The 23,695-nt window shown below is 65.4% G+C and carries 19 protein-coding genes; 4 read left to right on the forward strand and 15 right to left on the reverse strand.

The genetic code is table 11. The features are described from left to right. Window positions 1–2: 2 nt before the first annotated feature. Both ACOIX3_RS06185 and ACOIX3_RS06190 read right to left on the reverse strand, forming a co-directional pair. Entirely contained in the window at window positions 3–500 is a 498-nt protein-coding gene (locus ACOIX3_RS06185) for a hypothetical protein (protein WP_420968903.1), read from the reverse strand. An 85-nt stretch (window positions 501–585) separates the two neighbouring features. After that, the gene (locus tag ACOIX3_RS06190) at window positions 586–939 is read right to left on the reverse strand and encodes a hypothetical protein (RefSeq protein ID WP_420968904.1); all 354 of its coding nucleotides are present in this window, start codon (window positions 937–939) and stop codon (window positions 586–588) included. Window positions 940–1,131: 192 nt separating this feature from the next. Here ACOIX3_RS06190 and ACOIX3_RS06195 point away from each other — a divergent pair, with 192 nt between their 5' ends. After that, window positions 1,132–2,052: a LysR family transcriptional regulator gene (locus ACOIX3_RS06195; protein ID WP_420968905.1), complete on the forward strand. Its 921-nt coding sequence runs from the start codon at window positions 1,132–1,134 to the stop codon at window positions 2,050–2,052. Window positions 2,053–2,391: 339 nt separating this feature from the next. Here the strand turns inward: ACOIX3_RS06195 and ACOIX3_RS06200 are convergent, their stop codons facing one another. From ACOIX3_RS06200 to ACOIX3_RS06210, 3 genes are read right to left on the reverse strand one after another with little or no spacing between them, the layout of a single operon-like run. After that, window positions 2,392–3,177, reverse strand: coding sequence for a fumarylacetoacetate hydrolase family protein (locus tag ACOIX3_RS06200; RefSeq protein WP_420968906.1), 786 nt, complete (start codon window positions 3,175–3,177; stop codon window positions 2,392–2,394). Window positions 3,178–3,189: 12 nt separating this feature from the next. Beyond that, a complete protein-coding gene (locus tag ACOIX3_RS06205) occupies window positions 3,190–4,554 on the reverse strand; it encodes an LLM class flavin-dependent oxidoreductase (RefSeq protein WP_420968907.1) in 1,365 nt (454 codons plus the stop codon). Between the two features lie 24 nt (window positions 4,555–4,578). Beyond that, window positions 4,579–5,631 carry an Ldh family oxidoreductase gene (locus tag ACOIX3_RS06210; protein ID WP_420968908.1) on the reverse strand — a complete coding sequence of 351 codons (1,053 nt, stop codon included), beginning with the start codon at window positions 5,629–5,631 and terminating at the stop codon, window positions 4,579–4,581. Window positions 5,632–6,034: 403 nt separating this feature from the next. Here ACOIX3_RS06210 and ACOIX3_RS06215 point away from each other — a divergent pair, with 403 nt between their 5' ends. Further along, window positions 6,035–10,150 carry a GAF domain-containing protein gene (locus ACOIX3_RS06215; RefSeq protein WP_420968909.1) on the forward strand — a complete coding sequence of 1,372 codons (4,116 nt, stop codon included), beginning with the start codon at window positions 6,035–6,037 and terminating at the stop codon, window positions 10,148–10,150. On the opposite strand, the gene ACOIX3_RS06220 is transcribed toward ACOIX3_RS06215, so the two are convergent. After that, window positions 10,124–10,498 carry a hypothetical protein gene (locus ACOIX3_RS06220; protein WP_420968910.1) on the reverse strand — a complete coding sequence of 125 codons (375 nt, stop codon included), beginning with the start codon at window positions 10,496–10,498 and terminating at the stop codon, window positions 10,124–10,126. The genes ACOIX3_RS06215 and ACOIX3_RS06220 overlap by 27 nt on opposite strands. Window positions 10,499–10,521: 23 nt before the next feature. After that, window positions 10,522–10,992, reverse strand: coding sequence for a cupin domain-containing protein (locus tag ACOIX3_RS06225; protein ID WP_420968911.1), 471 nt, complete (start codon window positions 10,990–10,992; stop codon window positions 10,522–10,524). A 219-nt stretch (window positions 10,993–11,211) separates the two neighbouring features. Here ACOIX3_RS06225 and ACOIX3_RS06230 point away from each other — a divergent pair, with 219 nt between their 5' ends. After that, window positions 11,212–11,811 (forward strand): 3-keto-disaccharide hydrolase, encoded by a 600-nt coding sequence (locus ACOIX3_RS06230; RefSeq protein WP_420968912.1) that lies wholly within the window; start codon window positions 11,212–11,214, stop codon window positions 11,809–11,811. Between the two features lie 59 nt (window positions 11,812–11,870). Here ACOIX3_RS06230 and ACOIX3_RS06235 read toward each other — a convergent pair whose 3' ends face one another. From ACOIX3_RS06235 to ACOIX3_RS06265, 7 genes are all read right to left on the reverse strand, one after another. Then, window positions 11,871–13,373 carry a hypothetical protein gene (locus tag ACOIX3_RS06235; RefSeq protein ID WP_420968913.1) on the reverse strand — a complete coding sequence of 501 codons (1,503 nt, stop codon included), beginning with the start codon at window positions 13,371–13,373 and terminating at the stop codon, window positions 11,871–11,873. Between the two features lie 92 nt (window positions 13,374–13,465). Then, entirely contained in the window at window positions 13,466–14,572 is a 1,107-nt protein-coding gene (locus ACOIX3_RS06240; protein ID WP_420968914.1) for a glycoside hydrolase family 5 protein, read from the reverse strand. A gap of 65 nt (window positions 14,573–14,637) precedes the next feature. Beyond that, the gene (locus ACOIX3_RS06245) at window positions 14,638–16,956 is read right to left on the reverse strand and encodes an exopolysaccharide transport family protein (RefSeq protein ID WP_420968915.1); all 2,319 of its coding nucleotides are present in this window, start codon (window positions 16,954–16,956) and stop codon (window positions 14,638–14,640) included. Window positions 16,957–17,106: 150 nt separating this feature from the next. Then, window positions 17,107–17,859 (reverse strand): polysaccharide deacetylase family protein, encoded by a 753-nt coding sequence (locus tag ACOIX3_RS06250; protein WP_420968916.1) that lies wholly within the window; start codon window positions 17,857–17,859, stop codon window positions 17,107–17,109. Continuing rightward, a complete protein-coding gene (locus tag ACOIX3_RS06255) occupies window positions 17,856–18,671 on the reverse strand; it encodes a class I SAM-dependent methyltransferase (RefSeq protein ID WP_420968917.1) in 816 nt (271 codons plus the stop codon). The genes ACOIX3_RS06250 and ACOIX3_RS06255 overlap by 4 nt, the downstream gene beginning before the upstream one ends. 4 nt (window positions 18,672–18,675) lie before the next feature. Next, a complete protein-coding gene (locus ACOIX3_RS06260) occupies window positions 18,676–20,118 on the reverse strand; it encodes a lipopolysaccharide biosynthesis protein (RefSeq protein ID WP_420968918.1) in 1,443 nt (480 codons plus the stop codon). Further along, window positions 20,112–21,038 carry a DUF6492 family protein gene (locus ACOIX3_RS06265; protein WP_420968919.1) on the reverse strand — a complete coding sequence of 309 codons (927 nt, stop codon included), beginning with the start codon at window positions 21,036–21,038 and terminating at the stop codon, window positions 20,112–20,114. The genes ACOIX3_RS06260 and ACOIX3_RS06265 overlap by 7 nt, the downstream gene beginning before the upstream one ends. Window positions 21,039–21,457: 419 nt before the next feature. On the opposite strand from ACOIX3_RS06265, the gene ACOIX3_RS06270 reads away from it, so the two are divergent. Beyond that, window positions 21,458–22,426, forward strand: coding sequence for a hypothetical protein (locus tag ACOIX3_RS06270; RefSeq protein WP_420968920.1), 969 nt, complete (start codon window positions 21,458–21,460; stop codon window positions 22,424–22,426). A 74-nt stretch (window positions 22,427–22,500) separates the two neighbouring features. Here ACOIX3_RS06270 and ACOIX3_RS06275 read toward each other — a convergent pair whose 3' ends face one another. Further along, window positions 22,501–23,589 carry a radical SAM/SPASM domain-containing protein gene (locus tag ACOIX3_RS06275; protein ID WP_420968921.1) on the reverse strand — a complete coding sequence of 363 codons (1,089 nt, stop codon included), beginning with the start codon at window positions 23,587–23,589 and terminating at the stop codon, window positions 22,501–22,503. Window positions 23,590–23,695 lie beyond the last annotated feature (106 nt).

Here is a 23,695-nt window from a genome sequence, read left to right on the forward strand (position 1 = left end):
CGCTACGCTTCCGCCGCTTTGGTCCGCATCAGGATCATGAACACCATCACATGGCTGACCAGCAGCAGCGGCACGTAGAGCGCCGGGATATAGATGCCGGCGCCGAACAGGCCGGGATCCGCGTTCTTCGTCGCGCCCATGAAGTAGGCGTTGAGAAGATCCAGCGTGCCCCAGATGTTGAAGAACCAGACGATCGGAATCGCCACCGGCCAGCGCCACGACAGTGCCGCCATCGCGAGCAGCGCGAGCGCTGCCGCGGTCAGATCGCCCCAGCCGACCGAGCTGGCAAACACCGGGTTCACCTCCGGCGACACGAAGCCTGTGACCATGAAGTTCATCCCGAGAAACCGGAAGGCATGAAAGGCCGCAAGCAGCCGGAGCGCCTCATGGCGCGGCCAGGTGCGGAGCGCCGGCCAGACATAGGTCGCGGCCACCACGGCACTGGTCAGAAATGCTCCGGCGACGCTGAGCAAGAATGGAATGTTGAGACTTACTGGCACGGTCGGCTCCCGTCTGACTGTCGATCCGGAGAGGCCGGACCCGGCGATCGGGTCCGGCCTCGGCGAGGCACTCAGGGCCTGACGCTTAAGGCTTGCCGACCAGCAGGCGCAGCGGCAGCAGCGGGCCGACCGCGATGTAGTCGTGGTCCATGATATCCAGCTTGGACAGCGGCAGCCCTTCCATGATCGCGTGTGCCTCGGACGTGTCCTTGGCATCGAGCAGCAGGATGACCCCGCGTCCGTCGGACCGCGAATACCATTCACGAACCTTGCCGCTGAGATAGAGCTGCACGGTCTGCCGGATTTCATCCGGCATCACGGCCATCACCTGTTCGCGGGTGACGCCGGCCTTGACGGTCAGGATCACCATCACGCCGGTGGTGATGGTGGAGGGGGCTTGGGCCTGTGTTTGGGTCTGCGCAAGGGAGGGAGCGGTCATGGAGGTTAAGCCTGTCGAAGTGAGGGTGAGGGCAAGGAGGGTGTGACGGATTGTTTTCATCGGTCGCAGGTCTCCGTTCACGACTGATGTCGTGATGTCGCGTGGAGCAGCGCGCGTCGCGGTGCTGCTGCCTGTGGCTCCGATGTAGGGCGGCTTCCCGTGCGCGACTATTCGCGATAATGTTGACGGGCCATGAAGCAGAACTTCACAGTCAGGCAGGGGGCGCTCGACGGCGTGGAAGCGTTCCTCAGCGTCGCCCAGCACCGCAGCTTTCGTCGCGCGGCGACCGAGCTCGCGGTGACGCCGTCGGCGATCAGCCAGGCGGTGCGCGCGCTCGAGGCGCGCCTCGGCGCCGTGCTGTTCATCCGCACCACCCGCAGCGTCGGCCTCACCGAGGCCGGCGAGCGATTCCTGGCGCGTGCCAGGCCTGCGTTCGAGGAGCTGGTCGCCGCAAGCGGCGCGGCGCGCGAGCTCGGGCAGAAGCCGGCCGGGCTGTTGCGTCTCACCGTGCCGCGCTCGGTGGTGCCGATCCTGCTGGAGCCGCTGATCGCCTCATTCTGCAAGGCCTATCCCGAGATCGAGGTCGAGCTCGCCGCCAGCGAGGAGCTGGTCGACCTCGCGGCCGGAGGTTTCGATGCGGGCATCCGGATGGGCCAGTTCATCAACCCGGACATGATCGCGGTGCGCCTGACCAAACCGTTCCCTTTCGCCGTCGTCGGCAGCCCGGACTATCTCGCGCGCCGTGGCCGGCCCAAACGTCCGGACGATCTGCGCGAACACACGTGCCTCAGGTTGCGGCGATCGAATGGCGGGCTGGCGCCGTGGTCGCTGAACGACAACGGCCGTTCGATCGAGCTTGCCGTCTCCGGCTCCTTCATCGGCCATGATTTCCCGACGCTGGTCGGCGCGGCCATCGAAGGTGTGGGACTGGCGCAAGTCCCCGCGCCGCTGGTCGCTGGCGCCGTGAAGGAGAAAAGGCTGGTCCGCGTGCTGGAGCCATTCGCGACGACAACGCCCGGCGTATTTCTCTACTATCCCGGCCACCGCCAGATCATGCCGAAGCTGCGCGCCTTCATCGACCATGTGAAGAGCAGGTCGGGGGCGGCGCGCTAGCCCGCGGGCCCCATGGGTGCGATTGGCATCCGGCTTTCCCTGCGCCCTCTCTTCTCAGAGCGGCGAAACGAAGAGCAAAGCTCGGACAATTCATATCGCGAGAATGCGAAGCTGCGTCCCCACTCACACTGTCATCGCCCGGCTTGACCGGGCGATTCAGTACGCCGCGGCTTGTCGGCTCAAGCACAGCCGCCTCTGGAAGACTGGATCACCCGCATGCGCGGGTGATGACACCGCGTGGTGTGACACCTTGATCTGTGAACCATCCTCATCGTCGTCCCGGCCTTCGCCGGGACGACATCGAGGACGCGGCGCGCGCGCAGGCTCAGGCCACCCGCCTCACACCCTCTCCTTCACGAACCTGTTCCGCAATGTCCCGATCCCGGTGATGTCGATCTCCACCACGTCACCGTCCTTCAGGTCCGGCGAGGCACCGTCGGTGCCCATCCAGATCACGTCGCCGGGCGACAGCGTGAAGTATTTCGAAAGCTCGACCAGGAAGGGCACGATGCCGAAGATCATCTCGTTGGTGCGGAAGCGGCCGGTCTCCTTGCCGTTGACGCGGATTGCGGTCTCCATGCGGTCGAGATCGACAGCGGTCTCGATCCACGGGCCCATCGGCTTGAAGGTGTCGGCGTTCTTGGCGCGCCACAGCCCGCGGTCGGCCTTCTGCCAGCTGCGCTCGGAGACGTCGTTGCCGATCGTGTAGCCGAACACGCAGTCCATCGCATTGGCTTCGGTGAGGTGCTTGGCTTTCTTGCCGATCACGACGACGAGCTCGCCCTCGTAATGGATCTTCTCGGTCGCGCTCGCCGGGATCACGACGTTCTCGTCATGGGCGATCAGCGCATTCTGGGCGCGGTAGCCGATCTCGGGACGATCAGGGACGTTCGGCACCGTGCCGGCCTTGTCGGCGGCCTCCTTGAGATGCTTCAGATAGTTCAGCCCGACGCAGTAGAAGGTGCGCGGGATCAGCGGCAGCTCGATTTTGACGTTCTTCAGGGCGTGAGTCTTCGCCGTCTTGCTCCATTCACCGAACGGATCGCCATTGACGGTGATGACGGTGTCGCCCTCGACGAGGCCCCAAGACGTGGTGCCCGCGGCGGTGAATTTCAGCCAGCGCATGATGATGTCCTTCTATTCCGCGGCCTGCGCGCGGGTCTTCCAGGCGCCCGCAGCCGGGCGCTTCAGTCCAAGATTCTCGCGCAGCGTGGTGCCGGCGTAGTCCTTGTGGAACAGGCCCCGCTTCTGCAGCTCGGGCACCACGTGATCGACGAAGTCGGCGTAGGAGCCAGGCACATAGCTCGCCGCGATGACGAAGCCGTCGCAGCCGCGGCCTTCGAACATTTCCTCCAGCCGGTCGGCGATCTCCTTCGGGCCGCCGACCATCGCGTCCTGCACCTGGCCGCGGCCGGAGAAGGTGATGAAGTCGCGGGTCGAGGGATTGGTCTTGCCGGAGGTGCGCAGCACGCCGTCGCGGATGCCGAGCATGCCTTGCATGCCCTGCAGCTCCTCGGTGGTCAGCGGCTCGTCGATCGGTTTGGCGCCGAAGTCGAAGTTGAGGCCTTCGGCGAGCAGCGACAGCGCGTCGATCTCGAGCGGCAGCTTCTGGATCACCGCCATCCGGTCCTCGGCCTCGGCCTTGGTCGCGCCGGTGACCGGCGTGATCAGGTTGCAGAGGAACATCTGGTCGGGATCGCGGCCGGCCTTGGCGGCTTCGCCCCGGATCGCGTCATAGCCTTGCTTGGCATTGGCGAGGTTGCGCGCCGCGGTGAAGATCACCTCGCCCCAGCGCCCGGCGAAACGCTGGCCGCGGCCGGAGGCGCCGGCCTGGATCACGACGGGATGGCCCTGCGCCGAGCGCGGCACCGTGAACGGGCCGCGCGAGGTAAAGAACGCGCCCTTGTGATCGAGCCGCTTCACCTTGGCCGGATCGGCGAACCGGCCGCTCTTCTTGTCGATCACCAGCGAGCCGTCTTCCCAGGCATCCCAATGGCCGAGCACCACCTCCATGAACTCGTCGGCGCGGTCGTAGCGCGGATCGTGGTCGAGATGCTGCGCCTTGCCCATGTTGAGCGCTTCGCCGTCATTGACTGACGTCACCACGTTCCAGGCGGCACGGCCGTTTGTCATCAGGTCGAGCGTGGCGAAGCGGCGAGCGACGTCGAACGGCTCGAAATAGGTGGTGGACGCGGTCGAGGCGAGGCCGAGCTTGGTGGTGACCATGCCCATCGTGGTCAGCACCACGATCGGGTCCATCTTCACGCAGCGGATGCCGTATTCGACGGTGTGGGCGTGATCGTTGCCGTAGCGGTCGGGCATTGCGAGGCGATCGTCGAAGAACGCCATGTGGAACTTGCCGCGCTCGAGGATGCGCGCGATCTCCTGGTAGTAGTCCGCCGACATCGAATCGTCGCGCGACTCCGGGTGACGCCAGGAGCTCGGCAGGTTGGTGCAGTTCTGCGCCTGCAAAAAGCCGACCAGCGCCATTTGCCGTGTCATGTCGTTCTCCTGTACCTGAATGCGTCAGCGAAGATCGAGGTCGTCGGTCAGCTTGTAGTCGGCGGCGAGCGCCTTGAGCTTGTCCCAGGTCGCATCCTCGATCTCGATGCCGTTCTTGCGCCGTTCGACTTCGCGCAGATGTTCGACCTCGCCGGGATAGAACACGCCGCGGCTCCCTTCCGAGGGCGGCGTCGATTTCAAGTAGCTGGCGAAATCGGCGACTTCGCGTCTGAAATCCTGCAAGGGACGGAACGCCGCGACATTGAACACCGCCATGAAGCAGCCGTCGTTGTGACGGCCGGTCGGCTCGACCCCGAAGCCGAGGCCGGTCAGCAGGCCGCACAGCACCTCGACCATCGCGGCAAGGCCCGAGCCCTTGTAGCCTTCGCTGCCGCCGAGCGGCAGCAGCGCGCCACCCTTGCGGTAGTCCTTTGGGTCAGTGGTGTCGCGCCCTTCGGCGTCGATGATCCAGCCCTTCGGGATGCTCTCGCCGCGCGCCACCGCGAGCTGGATCTTGCCGGCCGCGACCGCCGAGGTCGCCATGTCGAGATAGAACGGTGCCTCGAGATCGGACGGCACGGCGATCGAGAGCGGGTTGGTGCCGAGCCGGGCCTCGCGGCCGCCGAACGGCGCGACATGTTTCGGCGAGCGGCCGGAATCGGCGGCCGCGATCCCGATCATGCCTTCGCGCATCGCCATCAGCGGGTAATGCGCCAGCCGGCCGACATGGCTCTGCCGGAACACGGTGCAGGCCGCGACATTGGCGGTCTTCGCCTTGTTGATGGTCATCTCCATCGCCTTGGCGTTGACGTGGAAGCCGAACCCCCAATGACCGTCGATCACGGTCGTGGTCGGCGTCTCCTGCACCACGGTCCATTTCGCGCCGGGGACGATATGGCCGGCCTTGATGCGGTCGATATAGGTCGGGATCGCGATCACGCCGTGGGAGTCATGGCCGGCGAGGTTGGCGTTGACGCAGCCGGAGGCGACCGCGTTGGCCTCCTCCTCCGATGCGCCGGCGCCCCGGAGCAGCGCCGCGCCGATGCGCGTGAGACGGTCGGCATGGACGATCGGCATGGGATTTTCCTCGCGGTCCGCCCGCGTGATGCGCGGGTCTTGCTTGCTGTTATCAGGCTCATGCTCTCAAAGCGCAGGGCGCCGAGCAAGGGGCGGAAAATCCGGTCCGCCATACCGCCAGCAGGGTGCTCCGGGCCAGGATTTCACCGAATGGAACGAGCGCGGTCGCGCCGCGGAATTTGGCGGCTCCGGCGGCGCAAGCCGGGCGGCGATCCGCGCCCCGCACCTCTCCGCCTCAGGCTGGCACACAGGCGTCCGTATTATCCCGGAAAACCGCCACCGGGATTCGTCAGCCGTTTACTTTGTCTCACAACTTGCCGGATACACTAACCATCACTTAGGCCTCTCGCGGGCAATGTTCCCCGGCAGATTGAAGGGGGTGGCCCTGGGGCCTTCAGGGATCGTGCAGTCCAGCATCGGGCGTACATTCGCGGCGTTGAATGCCACCAACGAAGCGATCCTGTACGCGAAATCACCAGAAGAGTTGTACGGGAAGGTCTGCGAAGCCGCGTTCTCGAGCGGGAGCTTCCTGGCCGCGACCGTCTTTTTGCTGGAGCCGGATACCGGTCGGCTGACTTTCGCCGCCGGTTGCGGCGACGATGTCGCGCGCCTGCGCAGCATCAGGATTTCCACCCTCGCCAACATTCCGGAAGGGGAAGGCGTCGCCGGGCGGGCGTTCCGCGATCAGAGCGCTAGCGTCAGCAACGACTATATCAATGATGCCCGTTCGGCGGCCTGGCGCAGCGGCCTCGCAGCGGCTGGCGTCGGTGCGGCGGCGGCGATGCCGCTGGTCTGCAACGGACAGAGTGTCGGCGTCTTCATGGTGACCCGGCGCGAGATCGACTCGCTCAGCGAGGAGATCGTGTCGCTGCTGGAGCGCATCGCGGCGAACGTGTCCTTTGCGCTCGACAATTTCGACCATGAGGCGTCGCGCAAGAGCGGCGAGCGGGCGATGCGCCGGCTCAACCGCATGTTCGGCGCCATCAGCGCAACCAACGAGGCGATCCTTCGCGCCAAGACCGAGCACGATCTCTATCAGCGGGTGTGCGACGCCGCGGTGTTTAGCGGCAAATCCTTCGCCACGGTGGTGCTGCTGGCCGAGCCCGACACGCACTGGCTCGAGCCTGTCGCCGGCACCGGCGAGGCGCTCGACCTGATCACGCAGACGCGGTTTTCGACCGATCCGGACAATCTCTACGGCAAGGGGATCTGCGGCGAGGCGTTCCGGACCAAACGGCCGTGCATCGAGCACGACATTCCGATATCGACCGGCGCCTCGCAGGCGCAAGCCGGTGAGAGCGGTCTGATGGCCTGCGTCGCGCTGCCGCTCACCCGGTTCGGCAAGAGCATCGGCGTCCTGATCTTCTTCATCGGCAATTCCTGGGCCCGCGACGAGGAGATCATCGCGCTGCTGGCGGGCATCGCCGAGAACGTCTCGGTTGCGCTCGACACGTTCGGCCGCGCCACCGAGAAGGCCAAGGCCGATGCCGAACGCGAGCGGCTGTCGCGGATGTTCGCGGCGCTGAGCGCGACCAACGAGGCGATCATGCGCGCGCGGTCGCGGCTCGAGATGTTCGAGCTGGTCTGCGCCGCGGCGGCGCATGGCGGCGGGTTCAATTCGACCAGTATCCTGATCGCGAAACCCGGCGACGACTTCCTGGAGATGATGGCGGTGGCGGGGCCGACCGCCGAGAATGCGCGCCGCCTCAACGTCTCGCGCAGCGAGGCGCGTCCCGAAGGGCGCGGCGTTTGCGGCAGGGCGTTCCGCTCCCGGCGCGCCTGCATCGACAACGATTTTCTCGGCGACGTCGCCAACAACCCGTTCCGCGATATCATCGACCGCGAGGATGCGCGATCGGGCGCGGCGTTTCCGTTGATCGTCGACGACGAGCCGGTCGGCGTGATGCTGTTCATCTCGGCCAAGCGCAACACCTTCTCGGCCGAGTTCGCCGAGCTGCTGCAGCGGCTCGCCGACAACGTCGCCTATGCGCTCGGCAGTTTCGATCGCGCCGACGAGAAGGCGCGCACCGAGGAGCAGAAGGAACGGCTGAGGCGGATGTTCGCGGCGCTGAGCGCGACCAACGAGGCCATCATGCGGGCGAAGTCCCGCGCCGAGCTGTTCGATCTGGTCTGCGATGCCGCCGCGGTCGGCGGCCAGTTCATCTCGGCCACCATCAGGCTAGTGCGGCCGGGCGAGGTCTTCCTGGAGAACGTGGCTGCTTCCGGCCCCGACCGGGTACGGGCCCGCGAAGTCCAGTTGTCGGCCGACGCGACGCGTCCGGAGGGACAGACGCTGACCGGCGTTGCGGTTCGCACCCGCAGGCCCTGCATCAGCAACGATTACCTCAGCGACTTCGGCCCCGAGTCGCATGTCTATCCGGCCGTGCGCGACAGCGGCAGCAAGTCCGGCGCGGCCCTGCCGCTGCTCAAGAACGGCGAGGCGATCGGCGCGCTGGTGTTCCTCTCCGGCGAGTTCAACACCTTCAGTCCGGAGATGATGGCGCTGCTGCAGCGGCTCACCGAGAACGTGTCGTTCGCGCTGGCCAATTTCGACCGCGCCGACGAGAAGGCCCGGGCCGACGAGCAGAAGGAGCGGCTATCGCGAATGTTCGCGGCACTGAGCGCGACCAACGAGGCGATCATGCGGGCGAAGTCCCGCGCCGAACTCTATCAACTGGTCTGCGAAGCGGCAGCGACCGGCGGCAAGTTCACCTCGACCACCATCGCGCTGGCCCAGCCCGGCAGCGAGTATCTCCGCATCGTCGCGATCGCAGGCCCGGCAGCCGACGGGGCGAGCCAGGTGACGCTCTCGACCAGTGACGCGCACCCCGAGGGGCGCGGCGCCTGCGGCAGGGCGTTCCGGTCCGGCAAGGCCTGCATCATCAACGACTATTTCGCCGATACCGGTACCGCGGCGTTCCATGAGCGCGCGCGCCGCGATGGAACGCAGTCCGGTGCCTCGTTTCCGCTGATCGTCAGTGGGGAGGTCGTCGGCGTCATGATCTTCGTCGCGATCGAGAAGGATACGTTCACGCCTGAGTTCGCCGAGCTGCTGCAGCGGCTCGCCGACAATCTGGCGTTCGCGCTCGAAAGCTTCGATCGCGCCGACGAGAAGCACAAGGCCGACGAGCGGATCGAATATCTCGCCTCGCATGACAGCCTGACCAATCTGCCGAACCGCGAGACCTTCAACGAGATGCTGCGTCACGCGATCTCGGCGGCGGACCGCCATCGCCGGCAGCTCGCGGTGCTGTTCATCGATCTCGACCGCTTCAAGGTGATCAACGATTCGCTTGGCCACGACGCCGGCGACATGCTGCTGGTGGCGATCGCCGATCGGCTGCGCGGATCGTTGCGCGCGAGCGACGTGGTGGCGCGGCTCGGCGGCGACGAGTTCGTGGTCATCCTGGACGACACCGCCGAACGTCACGACGTCGAGCGCATCGCCGGCGATCTCCTGGTCGCACTCAGCCAGCCGATGCAGCTCAGCGGGCACGAGTGCCACACCACGGCCTCGATCGGCATTGCGACCTATCCGACCGACGGCTCCGACGTGCAGACGCTCACCAAGAATGCCGACATGGCGATGTATCTCGCCAAGGAGGACGGCAAGAACGGCTTCCGTTTCTTCTCCAACGAGGTCAGGGCGCAGTCGATCGAGCGCCTGACGATGGAAAGCGCGCTGCGCCGCGCGCTGGAGCGCGACCAGTTCACGCTCGAATATCAGCCCAAGGTCGACATGGCGAGCGGACAGATCAGCGGCGTCGAAGCGCTGCTGCGCTGGACCCATCCCGAGCTCGGCAAGGTCTCGCCGGGGCAGTTCATTCCGCTCGCCGAGGAGATCGGTCTGATCGTGCCGATCGGCCGCTGGGTGCTGAAGGAAGCCTGCGCGCAGAACATGGCGTGGCAGCACCGCGGTCTCAAGGCGGTGACGATGGCGGTCAACCTTTCGCCGCGGCAGTTCGGCGATCCGAACCTGCTCGACGACATCGACGAGGCGCTGGCGGCGAGCGGCATGTCGCCGGCGCTGCTGCAGCTCGAGGTCACCGAGAGCATGGTGATGCGCAACGTGACACGCGCGGTCCGCGTGCTCGACGCGATCCAGCACCGGGGCATTCGCCTTGCGATCGACGATTTCGGCACCGGCTATTCGTCGATGTCGCTGATGAAGCAGTTCCCGATCGACACCATCAAGATCGATCGCTCCTTCGTGCGCGATCTGCCTGATGATTCCGAGGACGTCGCGATTGCGCAGGCGATCATCAGCATGGGCAAGGCGCTCGGCATGACCATCGTGGCCGAGGGCGTCGAGACCTCCGAGCAGCAGGAGTTCCTGCGCGCACATGCCTGCGACGAGATGCAGGGCTTCCTGTTCAGCCGGCCGCTGCCGCCGCGCGATCTCGCCGAGTTGTTGAAGACATCGCCGGTGCTGACGTCGCCACCGTTGCAGCCGTTGCTGGACGACGAGGCGATCGGCGAGGCCGGGCCGGATCTAGGGCGGAAACGCGCTGTCGTCTGACGGTTGCACGGGCAGGTCGCGGACATCGGAATCGGTGGATGCGATCAAGCGCGAGAAATCGTAGGGCCAGGAAGGTATCGCCTGGCCGGCCAGGGTCTGGCGCAGCGCCGCCGACGCCTCCGCAAAACTCGCCCCGTCGGGCAGGCGGAACCGGCGGCACCAATTGGACGGCAGCGGTTCGGCGGCATTGCGCATCTCGAATGCCGGTCCCCACCACCACGCCGGCGCCGGCGGCCGTTCCGGTTCGGCAATGGCGCGCCAGCGCGCGAACTCGTCGGCGATGCGGGCAAATTGCAGCTTGGCGGCGGGATGCATCGAAGGTCCTTCCTTGAGCTGCGATGATAGCATCGCATGGACCTTACGCAACGCGGCTACTTCTGTTCCACCTCGGTCGCGGTGGCCGGGCCTTCGCCCATGATCAGCAGCACGGCGTCCTCGTCCTTGGCGCCGTCCCAATGCACCTGCTTGCCGAAATGGGTGACGAAGCTTCCGGCCGGCATCGCTACGGTGCCGTGCTCGGGATCGAATTTCGGACCCGAGCCGACCCACCAGGTGCCCTTCAGCACCACGATGTACCGGTCGTTGGGATGGAAGTGCGGACGGCTGAAGTGATTGCCCTTGGTCCATTTGGTGTAGACCATGTAGAAGCCGGGCTTCGAGGGATCGCCGACCACCACGGCATTCTGCGCGCCGCGCGCGTCGACCGGGCTCCATGGAATCTGGTCCGGCAGCTTGTAGGTGACGGCGGCCGGATTGAGCTCTGCCGCGGAGCTGACGCTCAGCGTGCCGGCAACGGCCAGCGGCATCAGGAGGTATCGCCAGGACCGGTTCAACGCCGTCATCGTATCCTCCCACGTCAATTCGTTCGGGCGACTGCCGCGCCCGTATGTCGCGTGATGCTAGTCGCTCTCGCTTGCGTCGGACAAGTCGCGCTCGCGCATGTCTGCCCTCAAGATTGCGGCATCGGGCCGTGACACAACGCAGTTGCAGTATGAAAAACGCATTTACGCCGCTGCAGACGATGATAGGTTGCGCGCCAACCAAAAGACGGGAGGATAACCTTGAAGAAGCAACTGTCGATACTGGCGGCGGGACTTATGATCGGTGCGGCCGCGCTGCAATTTTCCACCACCGCATCGGGCGATGACGGCTGGGTCACGCTGCTCGACAGCTCCAAGCAGGGCGACTGGGACGAGGTCGGCAAGGCCAATTGGGCGATGAAGGACGGCGCGCTGGTCGCCGACAAGCTCGACGGCAAGGATCTCTCCTATCTCGTCAGCAAGACCCAATACAAGGATTTCCAGATCAGGGCGGAGTTCTGGACCGACGAGGATGCCAACAGCGGCGTCTTCATCCGCTGCGAAGGCAACAAGGTGATCGACTCCAAGGTCTGCTACGAGGTCAACATCTTCGACAAGCGGCCCGATCCAACCTACGGCACCGGCGCGATCGTCGACGTCGGCAAGGTCGATCCGATGCCGAAGGCGGCCGGCAAGTGGAACGTCTACGAGATCACGGCGCAGGGGCCGCATTTCGTCGTGACGCTGAATGGCCAGAAGACCGTCGACGCGCAGGATTCCAAGCACGCCAGCGGCTACGTCGCGCTCCAATATGGTTCCGGCGTGGTCAAGTTCCGCAAGGTGCAGATCAAGCCGCTCTGACGGCGTACGTCGAGGAGAGCCCGGTCGCGCCGCGGCCGGGCTTGATCGCCTGTCATGTGCTATCCGCCGGAGGCCTTCAGGTCGTCGCCTTGCGTGCGCAAATGATGACCGATCACGAGCCCGGTCAGGCACAGCAACAGCCCGAGCGCCGGCGGCGCAAACAGCGCCTCCTCCTGGAAGATGCCGTTCACCAGCACGACCATCGTGCCGAACGCAGCGAGCCCCTGGATGAGGATTCCGGACGAGGCGTAGAGGCGCCAGGCCTTCAGCGCCACCGCAAAGAAGAAGCCGAGCGGCACCACTGCACCGATGCCCATCTGGTAGAGCAGGACGCCGACGGCGCTCTCCACCGCGCCGTCCATCGTGCCGGCCGCTTGCGCGGCGTCCCAGTCGATCGAGAAGTAACCTTCGGAGAGATTGCCGCCGACGCCGAGGCCACGGCCGATCGGATTGTGCAGGAATCCATCCCAGCCGCCCATGAAGCCGATCACGTGAAAGTCACCGATCTGGAGTCCGATGTGGATCGCCGCGATGGCGTACCCTAGGAGTCCGATCAGCGCGACGGCAAGGGTGATGGTGGCGCCGAGCAGCCAGGTCGCCGTCCAGGCCAGGGCCACGAAGATGACCAGGATGAGCGCGCCCTTCACGCTGCAGAAGATCAGCAACGGGATCGCGATCAGCGCCAGCCAGCGATATCCGGCCGCGAACAGGAACAGGATGGAAAAGGCGATCCCGTAGCCGAAGCTGATCGGGCTCATGTTCGGTCCGAAGATGCGCAGGATCGACGACAGTCCGAGATCCTCGAACAGCGGGCTGTTGAGAAAGCTGAAACGGAAGCGGTCGATCAGATCCACCGGGACATTTCCGGTTTGGCGCATCTGGGCTTCCCAGGCTCCGGAGCGGGTCGCCTTCAGCTCGTCGAAGTGCCAGAACGTGTAGCCATTGGTGATCTCGAGCCAGAAATCGCGAAACAGCAGTTCGACATAGCCGCAGACGATCAGCAGCGTGGCGACGGTCACCAGGAACGGCGTGATGCGAATCTCGAAGGTTGCGGCGGTCAGCAGCGACAGCTGAAACAGGAACAGCGGAAACGCAATGTTGCGCAGATAGACGAGGGCTGCATGCGGGTCCTGCGTGGCGCCGAGCAGGAAATAGGCTCCCACGACCGCGAGGGTCATCAGCCCCCAATTCATGATCCGGTCGATGCCGGGCGAATGCTTGCGCTCGCGCAGCACATACAGCGCCAGCGTCACCAGCCACATCACCGCGCAGATCAGGAAATTGTAGCCCTTGACGAAATCCATCTCCTGCTCGGTCGTGATGTAGGACGACAGGATCGAGACGAACAGATTCTGGAAGAAGATGATGAAGATGGCGATCGACGGCGCATAGGCCGGCGCCGCGAGCACGATGGCGCAACCGATCAGGCCTTCGACGGCGATCGCGAGCCCTGCATTGGCCGCCTGCATGATCGGCGCGAAAGCGATCGATGCCACGGCGATGCCGAGCGCAGGAACGAGGTCGCCGGCCAACAGCGGCCGCGGGGCTATGTCTGCTCGCACAGGCTCTGACCTAAATGACCGGATGGGTGGCGTGCCACACCCGCATCGCCGATCTAGCCGCGCATTGTGTAAGAACCGGTTAACCAGATGGGTCAGCGCGGCCCGAGCAGCGCCCTCAGCACGTCGCGGTCGGCCTTGCCGGTGACGGCGTCGGCCAGGCCAAAGCCCTGTGACAGTTCCCAATGGGTCCAGCCCCAGCACTGCTGCCGGGCGTAGGCCGTGACGCCGGCGAGCCAGCGTAACCGGCTGTCGCGCGGCGCCCCGGCCTTCAGCACCCCGAACTCATTGATGATGATCGGACGGGAATATTGCCGCTGCCAGGCGGCCGCGGGCTCGAGCCATTGGTCGATGCCGCGGCCCGGGATGGCGCGGTCGACCATCGCAAGCGCCTTGGGCCTGTTCAGCGCGGTCAGCTGCTCCCGCAATTGTTGAACCTTCGGGTCGTCGGCACGGATCGGAAAGGGCAATCCGACGACGTCGTGAAGCGGCTCGCTCCGATCCCAATGGGCCTGATGGGTGAACACCATCGGATCGTAGAAGTGGATGGCATAGACGACATTCGGATCGTCGAGCGGCGCGAAGCCCGGCAGCGAGTCCGCACGTTGCCAATTGACCGGACCCGTGATCAGCGTGGTCTGCGGCAGCAATTGGCGAATGAAGCCGGCCAGTTCCCGGACTTCGCCCTGCCACTGCGCGGCATCGACCTCCGGTTCGTTCAGCAGTTCCGCAAACACGCGATCGGAGGGATAGCGCTGCATGACCTGCGCGAGTGCGGTCCAGGCGCTCTTCATTTCGGTCATGGCGCCGGGCGGATCGTCCTTGTGCAGCGGGTTGAAGTGCTGGCCCGAATGCAGGTCGATCGATACGGCATAGCCGAGTGCGAGGAGGGTCTGCAGCGCGGCATCGACGGTTTGCAGCCGGCTGTCGATCTCCGCCTTGGTGGCGAAGCGCGGCATGACGAAGTCGGCCGGCACCGGCAGCCGGATGTGGGTCAGGCCGGCCTTGCGCAATTCGAGCAGCAGGCCGCGCGGCGGCGCCGACCGCGGATCGACGATCCAGCCGTCGGCGTTGACGCCGCGTGACAAGGCCTTGATCCGGTCCGCCGGGACGCCTTCGATCAGGGCAGGGCAGGCCCGCGCAGCGACGGACAGCAGAATGGATGCGGCGGCGACGATGGCGGGGATCGATGGCCGGGCCATTGGAAGATCAACTCGCGATCAATGTTGCAGCGGCGACGCCGAATGCGGCGCAGCTGGCGCGTCGCTCACGCATACTGCCTGTCGTGCTGCTGACCTGCGACGGTGGACAGCAGTTCGTTGAGCACCACACCGGCAAGCTTGCGCTCGGCGCCACCGAGCGCGCTGATGATGTCTTCCATCGACGCGTTGATGTCGCGATCCAGCGGCAGTGCCGCGATCAGCCCGTCGGCCAAGTCGAACAGCCGCCGTTCGTCCGCACCCCACGGCATCGGCGGGCCGTCGAGGATCACGAGGTCGTGGCCGCCGGCGGAGCGCGCCTGCACGATCGCCTTCTGGATCGCCTCGCTGGCCTTGGCGGGATTGCCCTTGATCGCCGGCAGGATCGCAATGCCGTTTGCGGTGTTGATGGCGCGGGACGCCTTGCTGCCGATCGTGAGCCAGTCGAGCCGGCTCGGGCTGCTCTGGATCGGATGCGCAACCCTGTCGGTCAGGGCGTGGACGGTTGCATCGGCGTCGATCAGCAGGACGCGCGCGCCATCGCGCGCGGCGACGAGCGCGATGTTGAGCGCAACCACGCTGCGATCGGGATCGTCGGCGGTGCCGATCACGGCCAGTACAGGGACGGCCTCGGGGGCGGCGCCCGTCGCCAGCGCCGCATGGATCTGCCGCATCGTGTTGGAGAACGGCCCCAGGGCCGAACTGGTCCGCAGCGTCGGCCAGCCGAACCGCGTGACGTCGGCGGGATTGTCGCCGGTCAGGATTCCGCCAAGCGTGCGCATGACATCGGATTCCTGCAGCTCGGCGATCAGCGGCTTCTCGATCACGGGCTTGTCGATGAGAGCGGCAGCCGGCTGGATCGGGGGTGATGGCTGCACCGGCGGCCTGGCCTTGGCGATGACGGGCTGCCGCTCCGGTGCGGCGTCCTGCTTCGGCTGGATCTGGGGGCGGATCGGATCGGCGCCGGGCGCCAGCTGGCTGGCCGCAACGATCCACGCCGCGGCGGCGAGGCCACCAAACATGAACCCGATCATCGCGAGCAGGCTCATCGGCGGCGGGAAGGTGCGCAGCTGCGGGATCGTCGCATCGCCGATCACGCGCGCGCTCGAGGTGTTGAGGCTCTCCTGCTCCTCGGTCTCGCGCGAGCGCTTGAGGAAGGACTGATAGACGTCGCGGCTGGCATCGACCTCGCGCTCGAGCTCGCGCAGCCGAACCGATGCCTGGCTCATCTGCACGCTCTGGTGCTTCTGAACGTCGAGCGCCTTGTTGAGCGAGGCTTCATAGTCGCGCGCCCGGGTCAGATCGTTCTTGGCGGATACCGCAAAGCGGTCGATCTCTTCCTTGATGGTCCGGCGCAGGTCCTCGACCTGTTGCTCGACCTGGCGCAGCGCCGGATGGCGCGGCCCGAGCTCGCCCTGCAGCTCGGCCTGCCGCTTCTTGGCATCGGCATATTGCGAGCGCAGATTGGCGATGGTCGGCGACTGCAGCGCTTCGGCGGTCGCGCCCGCGTCCGTCGACCCGCGACGGCTGGCTTCGATCTGGTCATACTTGGCCTGCGCATCGAGCGTGAGCGCCCGCGCCGCGGCCAGCCGCTGGTTGCCGACCGAGAGCTGCTGGTCGGTGAGCAGATTGTCCTGCGAGCCGACGAAGTTGTTCTGCGCCTTGTAGGTCGCAAGCGCCTCTTCGGCGTTGCGCAGGCGCTGCTGCAGCTCCTTCAGCCGGCCGGACAGGTCGCGGGTGGCGCGCCGCGCGGCCTCGGCCTGCGACTGCTTGGACTCGGTGAGATAGGCCTTGGCGATGGCGTTGGCGAGCATCGCCGCCTTGACCGGATCGTGCGACCACACCTCGATGTCGACGATGAAGGTGCGATCGGTCTTCTTGACGTTGATATGCCGGTTCAGCGTGTCGAGCGTCGTCATCTCGATCTGCTGTTGCTGTTCCGCCGTGGTTCGCGGCTCGATGCCGAACAGGCCGAGCAGCGAGGCGAGCAGGCCCGTGCTCGCGGCGCCACCGCCAAACTCGGGATCTTTCACCAGGTTGGTGTCGCGCATCACCTGCAGCAGCACATTGTTTGACGTGATCAGGCGCGACTGGCTCTCGACCACCATCGCGAGGCCGGAGACGTCCTGGGCGCGGGGGGTCAACTCGCGCTCGACCAGCTGCAGCTCGCGCGGGTCGACATAGAGCTGGGCGCCCGCGGTATATTTCGGTGTCAGGCCCTTGCCGATCGCGACCGCGATGCAGGCGCAGAGCAGCGCGACTGAGACGATTGCGACCTTGCGCGCCCACAGCAGCCGCACCAGCTCGAGCACGTTGAAGCCGGCCGGGATTGCGCCCCGGCGCGGCTCCGGTTTGGCCCGATCAATCGGCTGGTCATAGCTAAGCATCGACCCCAGCTTCCGTCTGAATGGCCGCACGCATCGGCTGAGGAGCGCTGTTTCGGGCCACGCAACGCGCACGCGACGACGCGGAGGCGCAACACGAAAAATTAACCATACTCATTCGCCGACTATTCACCAGAAAGGCAAACAAAGGGTTTAAGCGCGGGCGCATCGGAACGCCTCCGCCATCGTCAGCACCGGGACATTGCGCCGCGCCGCCGCCTCCAGCGCGTAGGTCATCAGCTCAGGCGTGCAGCCATAGAGGCTCGGCGCCTCGGCGACGTCGTGGCTGTAGAAAATTAACCAGCCGTTGATGTTTGCCGTCTCGGCGAAGGCCATGTCGATCCGGTCGCGGGACATCTGGCGGTCGATCAGCGGCATGGCGCGGAGGAATTGCAGGTCGACCTCGCCGCTGTTCACGCCGGGCACAATGCTGCGGCAGGTGCGGAATTCGGACCGCAACTGGTGTTTGCGCGCGTAGGAGCCGTAGCCGAACGGGTAGGCGAAGCTCTCGACCGGCATGGTCGGATCGAGCGAATGGAAATAGGTCCGGTTGCGCGCGATCTCCGCGGCCAGCGAGGTCTCGTCGAGATCGCAGGCGCGGCGGTGCGAGAACGTGTGGCAGCCGACCTCATGGCCACGGCGATGCAGCGAGATGACGTCGTCGGCACTGCCGGTGGTCCAGTCCGGTGCGTCCAGTCCAACCAGTCCGCCCGACACGTAGAACGTGCCGCGGGCGCCGTAGGATTCCAGAATGTCGGCGCCGAACGTCGCCGCGCTCTTCGGCAGATCGTCAAAGGTGAAGGTGACCATCGGCGTGGCATTGTTCAGGCGAAAACGCTCGACCTGCACATGCATCGCCAGCCGGTGGCTGACCTTGACCCTGGCTTCCGACCACAATGCGTTCATGAGCCGAGCTTCCGCAAGATCACGTGGTAATCGCCGTGCCGGACGTCGATCTTGCCCGGCAGCAACGCGTTGATCGTCTTCGCGCCCGCGTCGATCATCGCGGCCAGCAGCGGCTTGCGCCGGCGCATCTCGGGATAGCGCGGGCTCTCGTACTTCTTCCGGTAGATGACCTGCAATCCGCGGCCGGCCGCGAACGCTTCGAGGTTGCCGAGGGTTACCAGCGGATGGAAATGGGTCGGGAACGGCGCCTCGCCCGGCAGTCCGGCGTGCTTCTCGCCGCGCACATGGCGGTAAAACCAGACGTGAAACCAGTGCGGGGAGTATTTCGTGACGACGCCCGACAGCGACTTCGGGTTCGGTGCGCCGATCAAGAGCAGCCCGTTCGGCTTCAGCGCCTCGCAGAACCCGCTCAGCACGGCCTCCACATCGGGGATGTGCTCGATGACGTTGTAGCAGATGATCAGGTCGAAACGCTGCGGCGGGAAGCGATGGGTCTGGATGTCGCCGAGGATGGCTTCCTGCGCATAGCTGTTGTTGCGGATCTGATCGGCGTCGATGTCGACGACGGTCACGTGCGAACGCCGCAGCACGCCGAGCGGCAGATAGCTGGTCGAGCCGCCGCCGGCCTCGTAAATCGAGAGCGGACCGGACGGCAGCCGGGCCTCGAGGATGCTGTGAACCGTGAGCAGGCTCTGCTTGGCTTCGCCGGGCGGCAAGGCCAGCAGCGATTCCGGATGGATTTCAGCGGGGACGGGCATCGAGAGTTCGGTGAGCGGGGCGGGGCGCGTAGCAAGCGCGAGGGATCTGTTCATCGGCTCATCCAACGTTGCTGTTTGCGGATCTGGTGTGGAACATGACAAGGCCCCGCTTCAGCCGGCCGCGCAGGCGCGCGATGTCGAACAGCCAGCAGAGCGCGGCGTAGACGACGAGCCCTGCTCCGATCAGCACGATGCTGGCGGGGAGATCGGCGAGGTTGAGAGCGCGGTCGAACGCGCCGACGGTGAGCGCCATCGCGAGCGCGGCGATCGCGATCAGTGCGAGCCGGCCGAGCGGGATCGGAATCCGGAAAGCGAAGCGGCTCAGGATCAGGGCGCAGACGAAGCCCATGATGTCGGCGCCGAGCCGAGCCCAGGCCGCGCCGATGGTGCCGTAAAGGCTGACCAGGACGTAGGACAGGATCACATTCGCGGCGATGATCGAGGCGGTGTTGATCAGGTAGAAGGAGTTGCGTCCCGACAGGAGGAAGCTCGCATGCAGATATTGCTGCGTCAGCACCTGGAACAGCACGGCGATCGCGACGATAGGCATGATCTCGCTTGCAACCGCGCGGAAATCGGCGCCGAGGATGATGTTGGCGACATGCGGGGCGATCAACGCGAAGCCGAGACAGGCCGGCAACGTGACGCCGGCAAGCAGCTCGAGGCAATCGGCGAGATGGGTCCTGACCGCGGCGTCGCCTTGCCGGGCATGGATCTGCACGGCCATCGGAAAGAACGCCGCGGCCATGCTCATCGCCGGCATCATCAGGGTCTGGCGCACCAGGTCGAGCGCGGCGACATATTTGCCGGCGTCGGCCGCGCCGACCAGGTTCGCGATCATGAAGCGATCGGTCACGCTCGAGATCGCGAGCAGCGTCAGCGACAAGGTCAGCGGCAGGCCGGTGCGGGCGAGCGAGCGCAGGTCGGCACGGTCGAAATTGACGACGGTGCCGTGCCATGCGCTGCGCGATTGCACGAGCACGGCGACGAGATAGGCCGTGGAGGCCGCGAGCAGCAGCAGCACGCCGGTCGGGCTGACCAGCGCAACCACGACACCGAGCCCGAGCAGGGCGGCCGCGCGGACCAGCGTTGCCTTCATGACCGAGAGCGCCTTCAGCCGTGCACGCAGCAGATCCTGTGTCAGCTCGAAGAGGCCGATCGCAATGGCGAGAACCACGGCCGCAAGCGCGGCAGCGCCATCGAGGCCGACGAAGCGGGCCAGCAGATAGGCGATCGGCGCCGTGAGGCAGCAGATCAGGTAACCCGACACGACCAGGCCGCGGACGTCGGTGCCGTCATTGCGGGCGTGGCCGCTCAGGATCAGGTTGCGAAACCACCCGACCAGAAAGACCGATATGACCGAGGCGAATCCGACACCGAGCAGATAGATGCCATAGTCATGCGGCGCGAACAGCCGCGTGAAGATGAATACACTGAGCAGTCCAAGCAGCGCCGAGAGCACGTTGGCGGTCAGGTTGATGCTGGCCTGTCCGATCAGCATGATGCGGCGAGCTCCGAGAGCCTTGTTGCCGCCGACGACGCCAGGATCACGTCGCTCTCGGCCACGACCTCACGAATCGTCGCGACCGGCGTTCCTGAGAACGATGCGATCGAGAACGCGACGTCGTCCCGGTTGGCGCGTAGCAGCAGCCGGGTGAGCTCGTCTTTGCTCAGGGTCGGATCGTCCCAGTAGCTGACGCATGGCGTCTTCGGCACGTCGGAGTGACGCAGCGCGGCGGACTCGTCGTTCTCGACGAAAAAGCCGTACAGCAGATACTCGGAGAACTCGCGGGTCCGGCACAGCGCCTCGATCCAGCTCATCCCGGAGACGGCCTCGATGCGCTCAGTGAGCGCGCGCGTGGTCTGCTTGTCCCAGAAGATGATGTGCCCGATGAAGTCCGGCGCCGGGAAAGGCGGCGTCGGCAGCCCGATCAACTGGTGGCTGGTCTCGAGCCAGCGCGAATGGCGCGGCTGGTCGGCGGTGACGGCATCGGCCATTTTCAGCAGCGGGATCGTGTTCGGATACTGGAAGCGCGAAAGATCGAAATCGCGGAAGAACACGATGTCGGAATCCAGGATGCAGAACCGCTCATAGGGCAACGCGATCGTCGCCGCGATCTTCAGGATCTGCTGCACGTGCCAGCCGTTCACCGGCTTGGCGCGCAGCGACCACCAGAACTGGCGGCGCTTGCGCTGGATCATGCGCGGCAGCGGCCGCAGCCAGTCGGGCAGGAAGGAGGAGGCCGGAATGATGATGCGACGCTCGCTGGCCAGCGGCGCGAACAGCGGCAGGTCGCAATCCGGCACCAGCAGATAATGCCTGGTGAAGGACGTGACGTGACGATCCACGCTCTCGCACAGCAGCGTGCAGATTTCCAGATCGCGCCCGTAGGTCGGGGTCAGCAACGCGACAGGGTTCATCTCGTAACTCTCTCCGGCGACACCGTTTCACGGCGGTACATCGTGGCCGCCGGACTTTGTCCTGAACCCCAGTTCAGCAAGATCGGTGCCGGAGAGATTTGATGACCCTATCGACGGCGTTGATGGTTAACGATTGCCAAATGACGGCCCGCCGCGGCCGTTAGCGGATTGCAAATCATCGTCCGGCTGCGCGATTTTGACGCTGGATATTGATGTTGCCCGGATATTGCAGTGCTGGCGTCTCGAATGCCGATTTGGTCGGCGCAGGCGAGTGCACATGCAGATTCGATGGTATTTCCGGTGGGTAAGCAGCACGGCCGAACGGCGGGCCGCACCATCAGTCCATTTCGAGACATCCGCACTGTCGGCGCTGTGTGCTTTTGGCACGCTTGCCGCGCGCGAGCCGGCTGGAGCGCGGGATGCCGACTGATCGCGGAATCACGCGGCGCGGTGTCCTCGCAGTCGCGGCGCTTGCCCTCAGCGGATTGTCGACCGCGCGGGCCGCACCGTCAGCCCGATCGCAGCTCGGTACGGGTTCGGCGCGGTTCGCCGGCGCCTTTGTCAATTGGGGCGAGACCGGCCGCGAGCATGTGTTGCAGGCTTGGGAGAGATGGCTCAATCGGCCGCGCTCGTCTGTGCTCGGCGTCGACTTCTACGGCCAGAGCAGCTGGGACGACTTTCACAAGCTCGATTGGCTGCCGGGGCTCTGGAAGAAGCTCAATCCGGCGCGCAATCTGGTGTGGTCGGTGCCGCTCACCATGTCAGGCACGCCGCTCGCCGATGTCGGGGGCGGCCTGCACGATGCCGAGTTCGAGACGGCCGCACGCGCGATTGCGGCGGCGCATCCGAAGGCGATCATCCGCCTCGGCTGGGAGATGAACATCTCCAACTCGGGCTGGTTCGCCAAGGGCCATGAGGACGATTACATCAAGGCGTTCCGGCACGTGGTTGGAATCTTCCGTCGCCATTCCCGCAGTTTCAAATTCGACTGGTGTCCGGGCTGGGGAGCTCAGGACATGCCGGCCGACGCCGCCTATCCCGGCGACGACGTCGTCGATTTCATCGGCCTCGACGTCTACGATTTCAAATCCGAAGGCAGCGCGGCGGAGCGCTGGACCAATTCCTGTCTGAAGGCGCCGTTCGGTCTCGAATGGCAGCGCACGTTCGCAGCGAAGCACGGCAAGCTGATGAGCTATCCGGAATGGGGCGTCGGCCAATCCGGCGACAACGCGTTTTTCGTGCAGCAGATGCACGACTGGTTCGCGGCCAATCAGGCTGCGATCGCCTACGCGGCCTATTTCGATGTCGACGGGCTGTGGCCGACGCAGATCGACAACGGTCAGTTTCCGGAGTCCGCGAGCCTGTTCCGCAAACTATTCGCGGGCTGAGCTCAACACGATGAAGCAAAAGGCCCGATCCGTCCTTGGGGACAGACCGGGTTTGCTGTTTCTCTCTTGCTGCGTCAGGCGGCCTTGGTGTTGGTCAACAGCGTCAGGCCCATCTTCAGCTTGTCCTGTAGCGTGCGCTGCGCGAGGCAGGTGAACAGGCAGAGCTTGTCGCAGGCGACAGTCTCCTTGCGGCGGGCCCGGGCTTCCTCGCTGTACCAGATCTCGCGTGCGGTCTGGGTACGCACGTTGCCGATCGGCTTGAAAAACCAGCACGTTTCCAAACGGCCGTCGGAGCGGATGAAGTAATTCCGCATGCCGACGCGGCAGGGCATCACTTCTTTCGGCGCCTTCTCGCGGCGGAAATGGTTCGGCCAGGCCCGCAGCACGGCCTCGCCGTTGAGGATCGGCGCGCCTTCGCGCTTCATCCGCAACAGCTCGTCGCGGACCTTGATGAGATCGTCCAGCTCGCTCTCGCCAATCCACAGCTCGTCCTCGACCTCCTGCGTGCCCTGCTCGACCGGCTGGAAGCTCAGGGCGGTGGCGCCGATCTGCTGGATCCAGTCGACCATTTCAGGCAGGCGGCGGAAGTTCAGCCGGTGCACGACCGGCTTGATGATGATCGGGAAATCCAGACCTTCGGCACGGCGCTGTTCGGCGACGTTGCGGATGCCCTGCACGATGTCGCTCAGCGAGTTCTCGACGCCGCGCGAGTAGTTGTGAATCTTGGGATCGGTGGAATCGATCGAGATGTTGATGTTGAACGGATGCGCTTCGACGGTTTGCGCCACGATCTTCTTGTTGAGGTAGGCACCGCCATTGGTGGTGACGCCCCAGTGGATGTCGTTGTCGCGGCAGAACCGCAGCAGATCGAGGAAGCCCTTCTTGATGTAGGGCTCGCCGCCGGCAAACTCGACGTGATAGGCGCCGATGAATTCCTTCAGGCTTGCGAGCGCGCGCTGCCATTCGTCGATCGACATCTCGTCGCGATAGTTCGGGCGGCGCCAGTAGTCGCAGTAGCGGCACTTGTAGTTACAGCGTTCGACCACCTCGGCGAAGATCGCGGCCGGGCGGGTGACGTCCCGTCCGGTACGCAAATAGAGCTCTTCCGAGAGGGCGTTGCGGACGTGCTTGGTGCCGAGCGAGACGAGGTCGAGCGCTTTCAAGGTGAACCTCAGGCAGTGTTTTGCGTTGTTGCGACCGGATCGATCGAGGATTTATGGGGCGATCAGCAAATTGAATGCCAACTGGCGTGCAAGGCTCGCTGCACGC

Source organism: Bradyrhizobium sp. B120 (assembly GCF_049075665.1).
Taxonomy (GTDB): Bacteria; Pseudomonadota; Alphaproteobacteria; order Rhizobiales; family Xanthobacteraceae; genus Bradyrhizobium.

Excerpts from the sequence above, each read along its gene's own strand:
- ACOIX3_RS06220 (WP_420968910.1), bottom strand. The coding sequence starts at position 10,498 with ATGCTATCATCGCAGCTCAAGGAAGGACCTTCGATGCATCCCGCCGCC.
- ACOIX3_RS06205 (WP_420968907.1), bottom strand. The coding sequence starts at position 4,554 with ATGACACGGCAAATGGCGCTGGTCGGCTTTTTGCAGGCGCAGAACTGC.
- ACOIX3_RS06260 (WP_420968918.1), bottom strand. The coding sequence starts at position 20,118 with ATGCTGATCGGACAGGCCAGCATCAACCTGACCGCCAACGTGCTCTCG.
- ACOIX3_RS06250 (WP_420968916.1), bottom strand. The coding sequence starts at position 17,859 with ATGAACGCATTGTGGTCGGAAGCCAGGGTCAAGGTCAGCCACCGGCTG.
- ACOIX3_RS06225 (WP_420968911.1), bottom strand. The coding sequence starts at position 10,992 with ATGACGGCGTTGAACCGGTCCTGGCGATACCTCCTGATGCCGCTGGCC.
- ACOIX3_RS06190 (WP_420968904.1), bottom strand. The coding sequence starts at position 939 with ATGACCGCTCCCTCCCTTGCGCAGACCCAAACACAGGCCCAAGCCCCC.
- ACOIX3_RS06255 (WP_420968917.1), bottom strand. The coding sequence starts at position 18,671 with ATGAACAGATCCCTCGCGCTTGCTACGCGCCCCGCCCCGCTCACCGAA.
- ACOIX3_RS06200 (WP_420968906.1), bottom strand. The coding sequence starts at position 3,177 with ATGCGCTGGCTGAAATTCACCGCCGCGGGCACCACGTCTTGGGGCCTC.
- ACOIX3_RS06265 (WP_420968919.1), bottom strand. The coding sequence starts at position 21,038 with ATGAACCCTGTCGCGTTGCTGACCCCGACCTACGGGCGCGATCTGGAA.
- ACOIX3_RS06210 (WP_420968908.1), bottom strand. The coding sequence starts at position 5,631 with ATGCCGATCGTCCATGCCGACCGTCTCACGCGCATCGGCGCGGCGCTG.
- ACOIX3_RS06270 (WP_420968920.1), top strand. The coding sequence starts at position 21,458 with ATGCCGACTGATCGCGGAATCACGCGGCGCGGTGTCCTCGCAGTCGCG.
- ACOIX3_RS06195 (WP_420968905.1), top strand. The coding sequence starts at position 1,132 with ATGAAGCAGAACTTCACAGTCAGGCAGGGGGCGCTCGACGGCGTGGAA.
- ACOIX3_RS06240 (WP_420968914.1), bottom strand. The coding sequence starts at position 14,572 with ATGGCCCGGCCATCGATCCCCGCCATCGTCGCCGCCGCATCCATTCTG.
- ACOIX3_RS06245 (WP_420968915.1), bottom strand. The coding sequence starts at position 16,956 with ATGCTTAGCTATGACCAGCCGATTGATCGGGCCAAACCGGAGCCGCGC.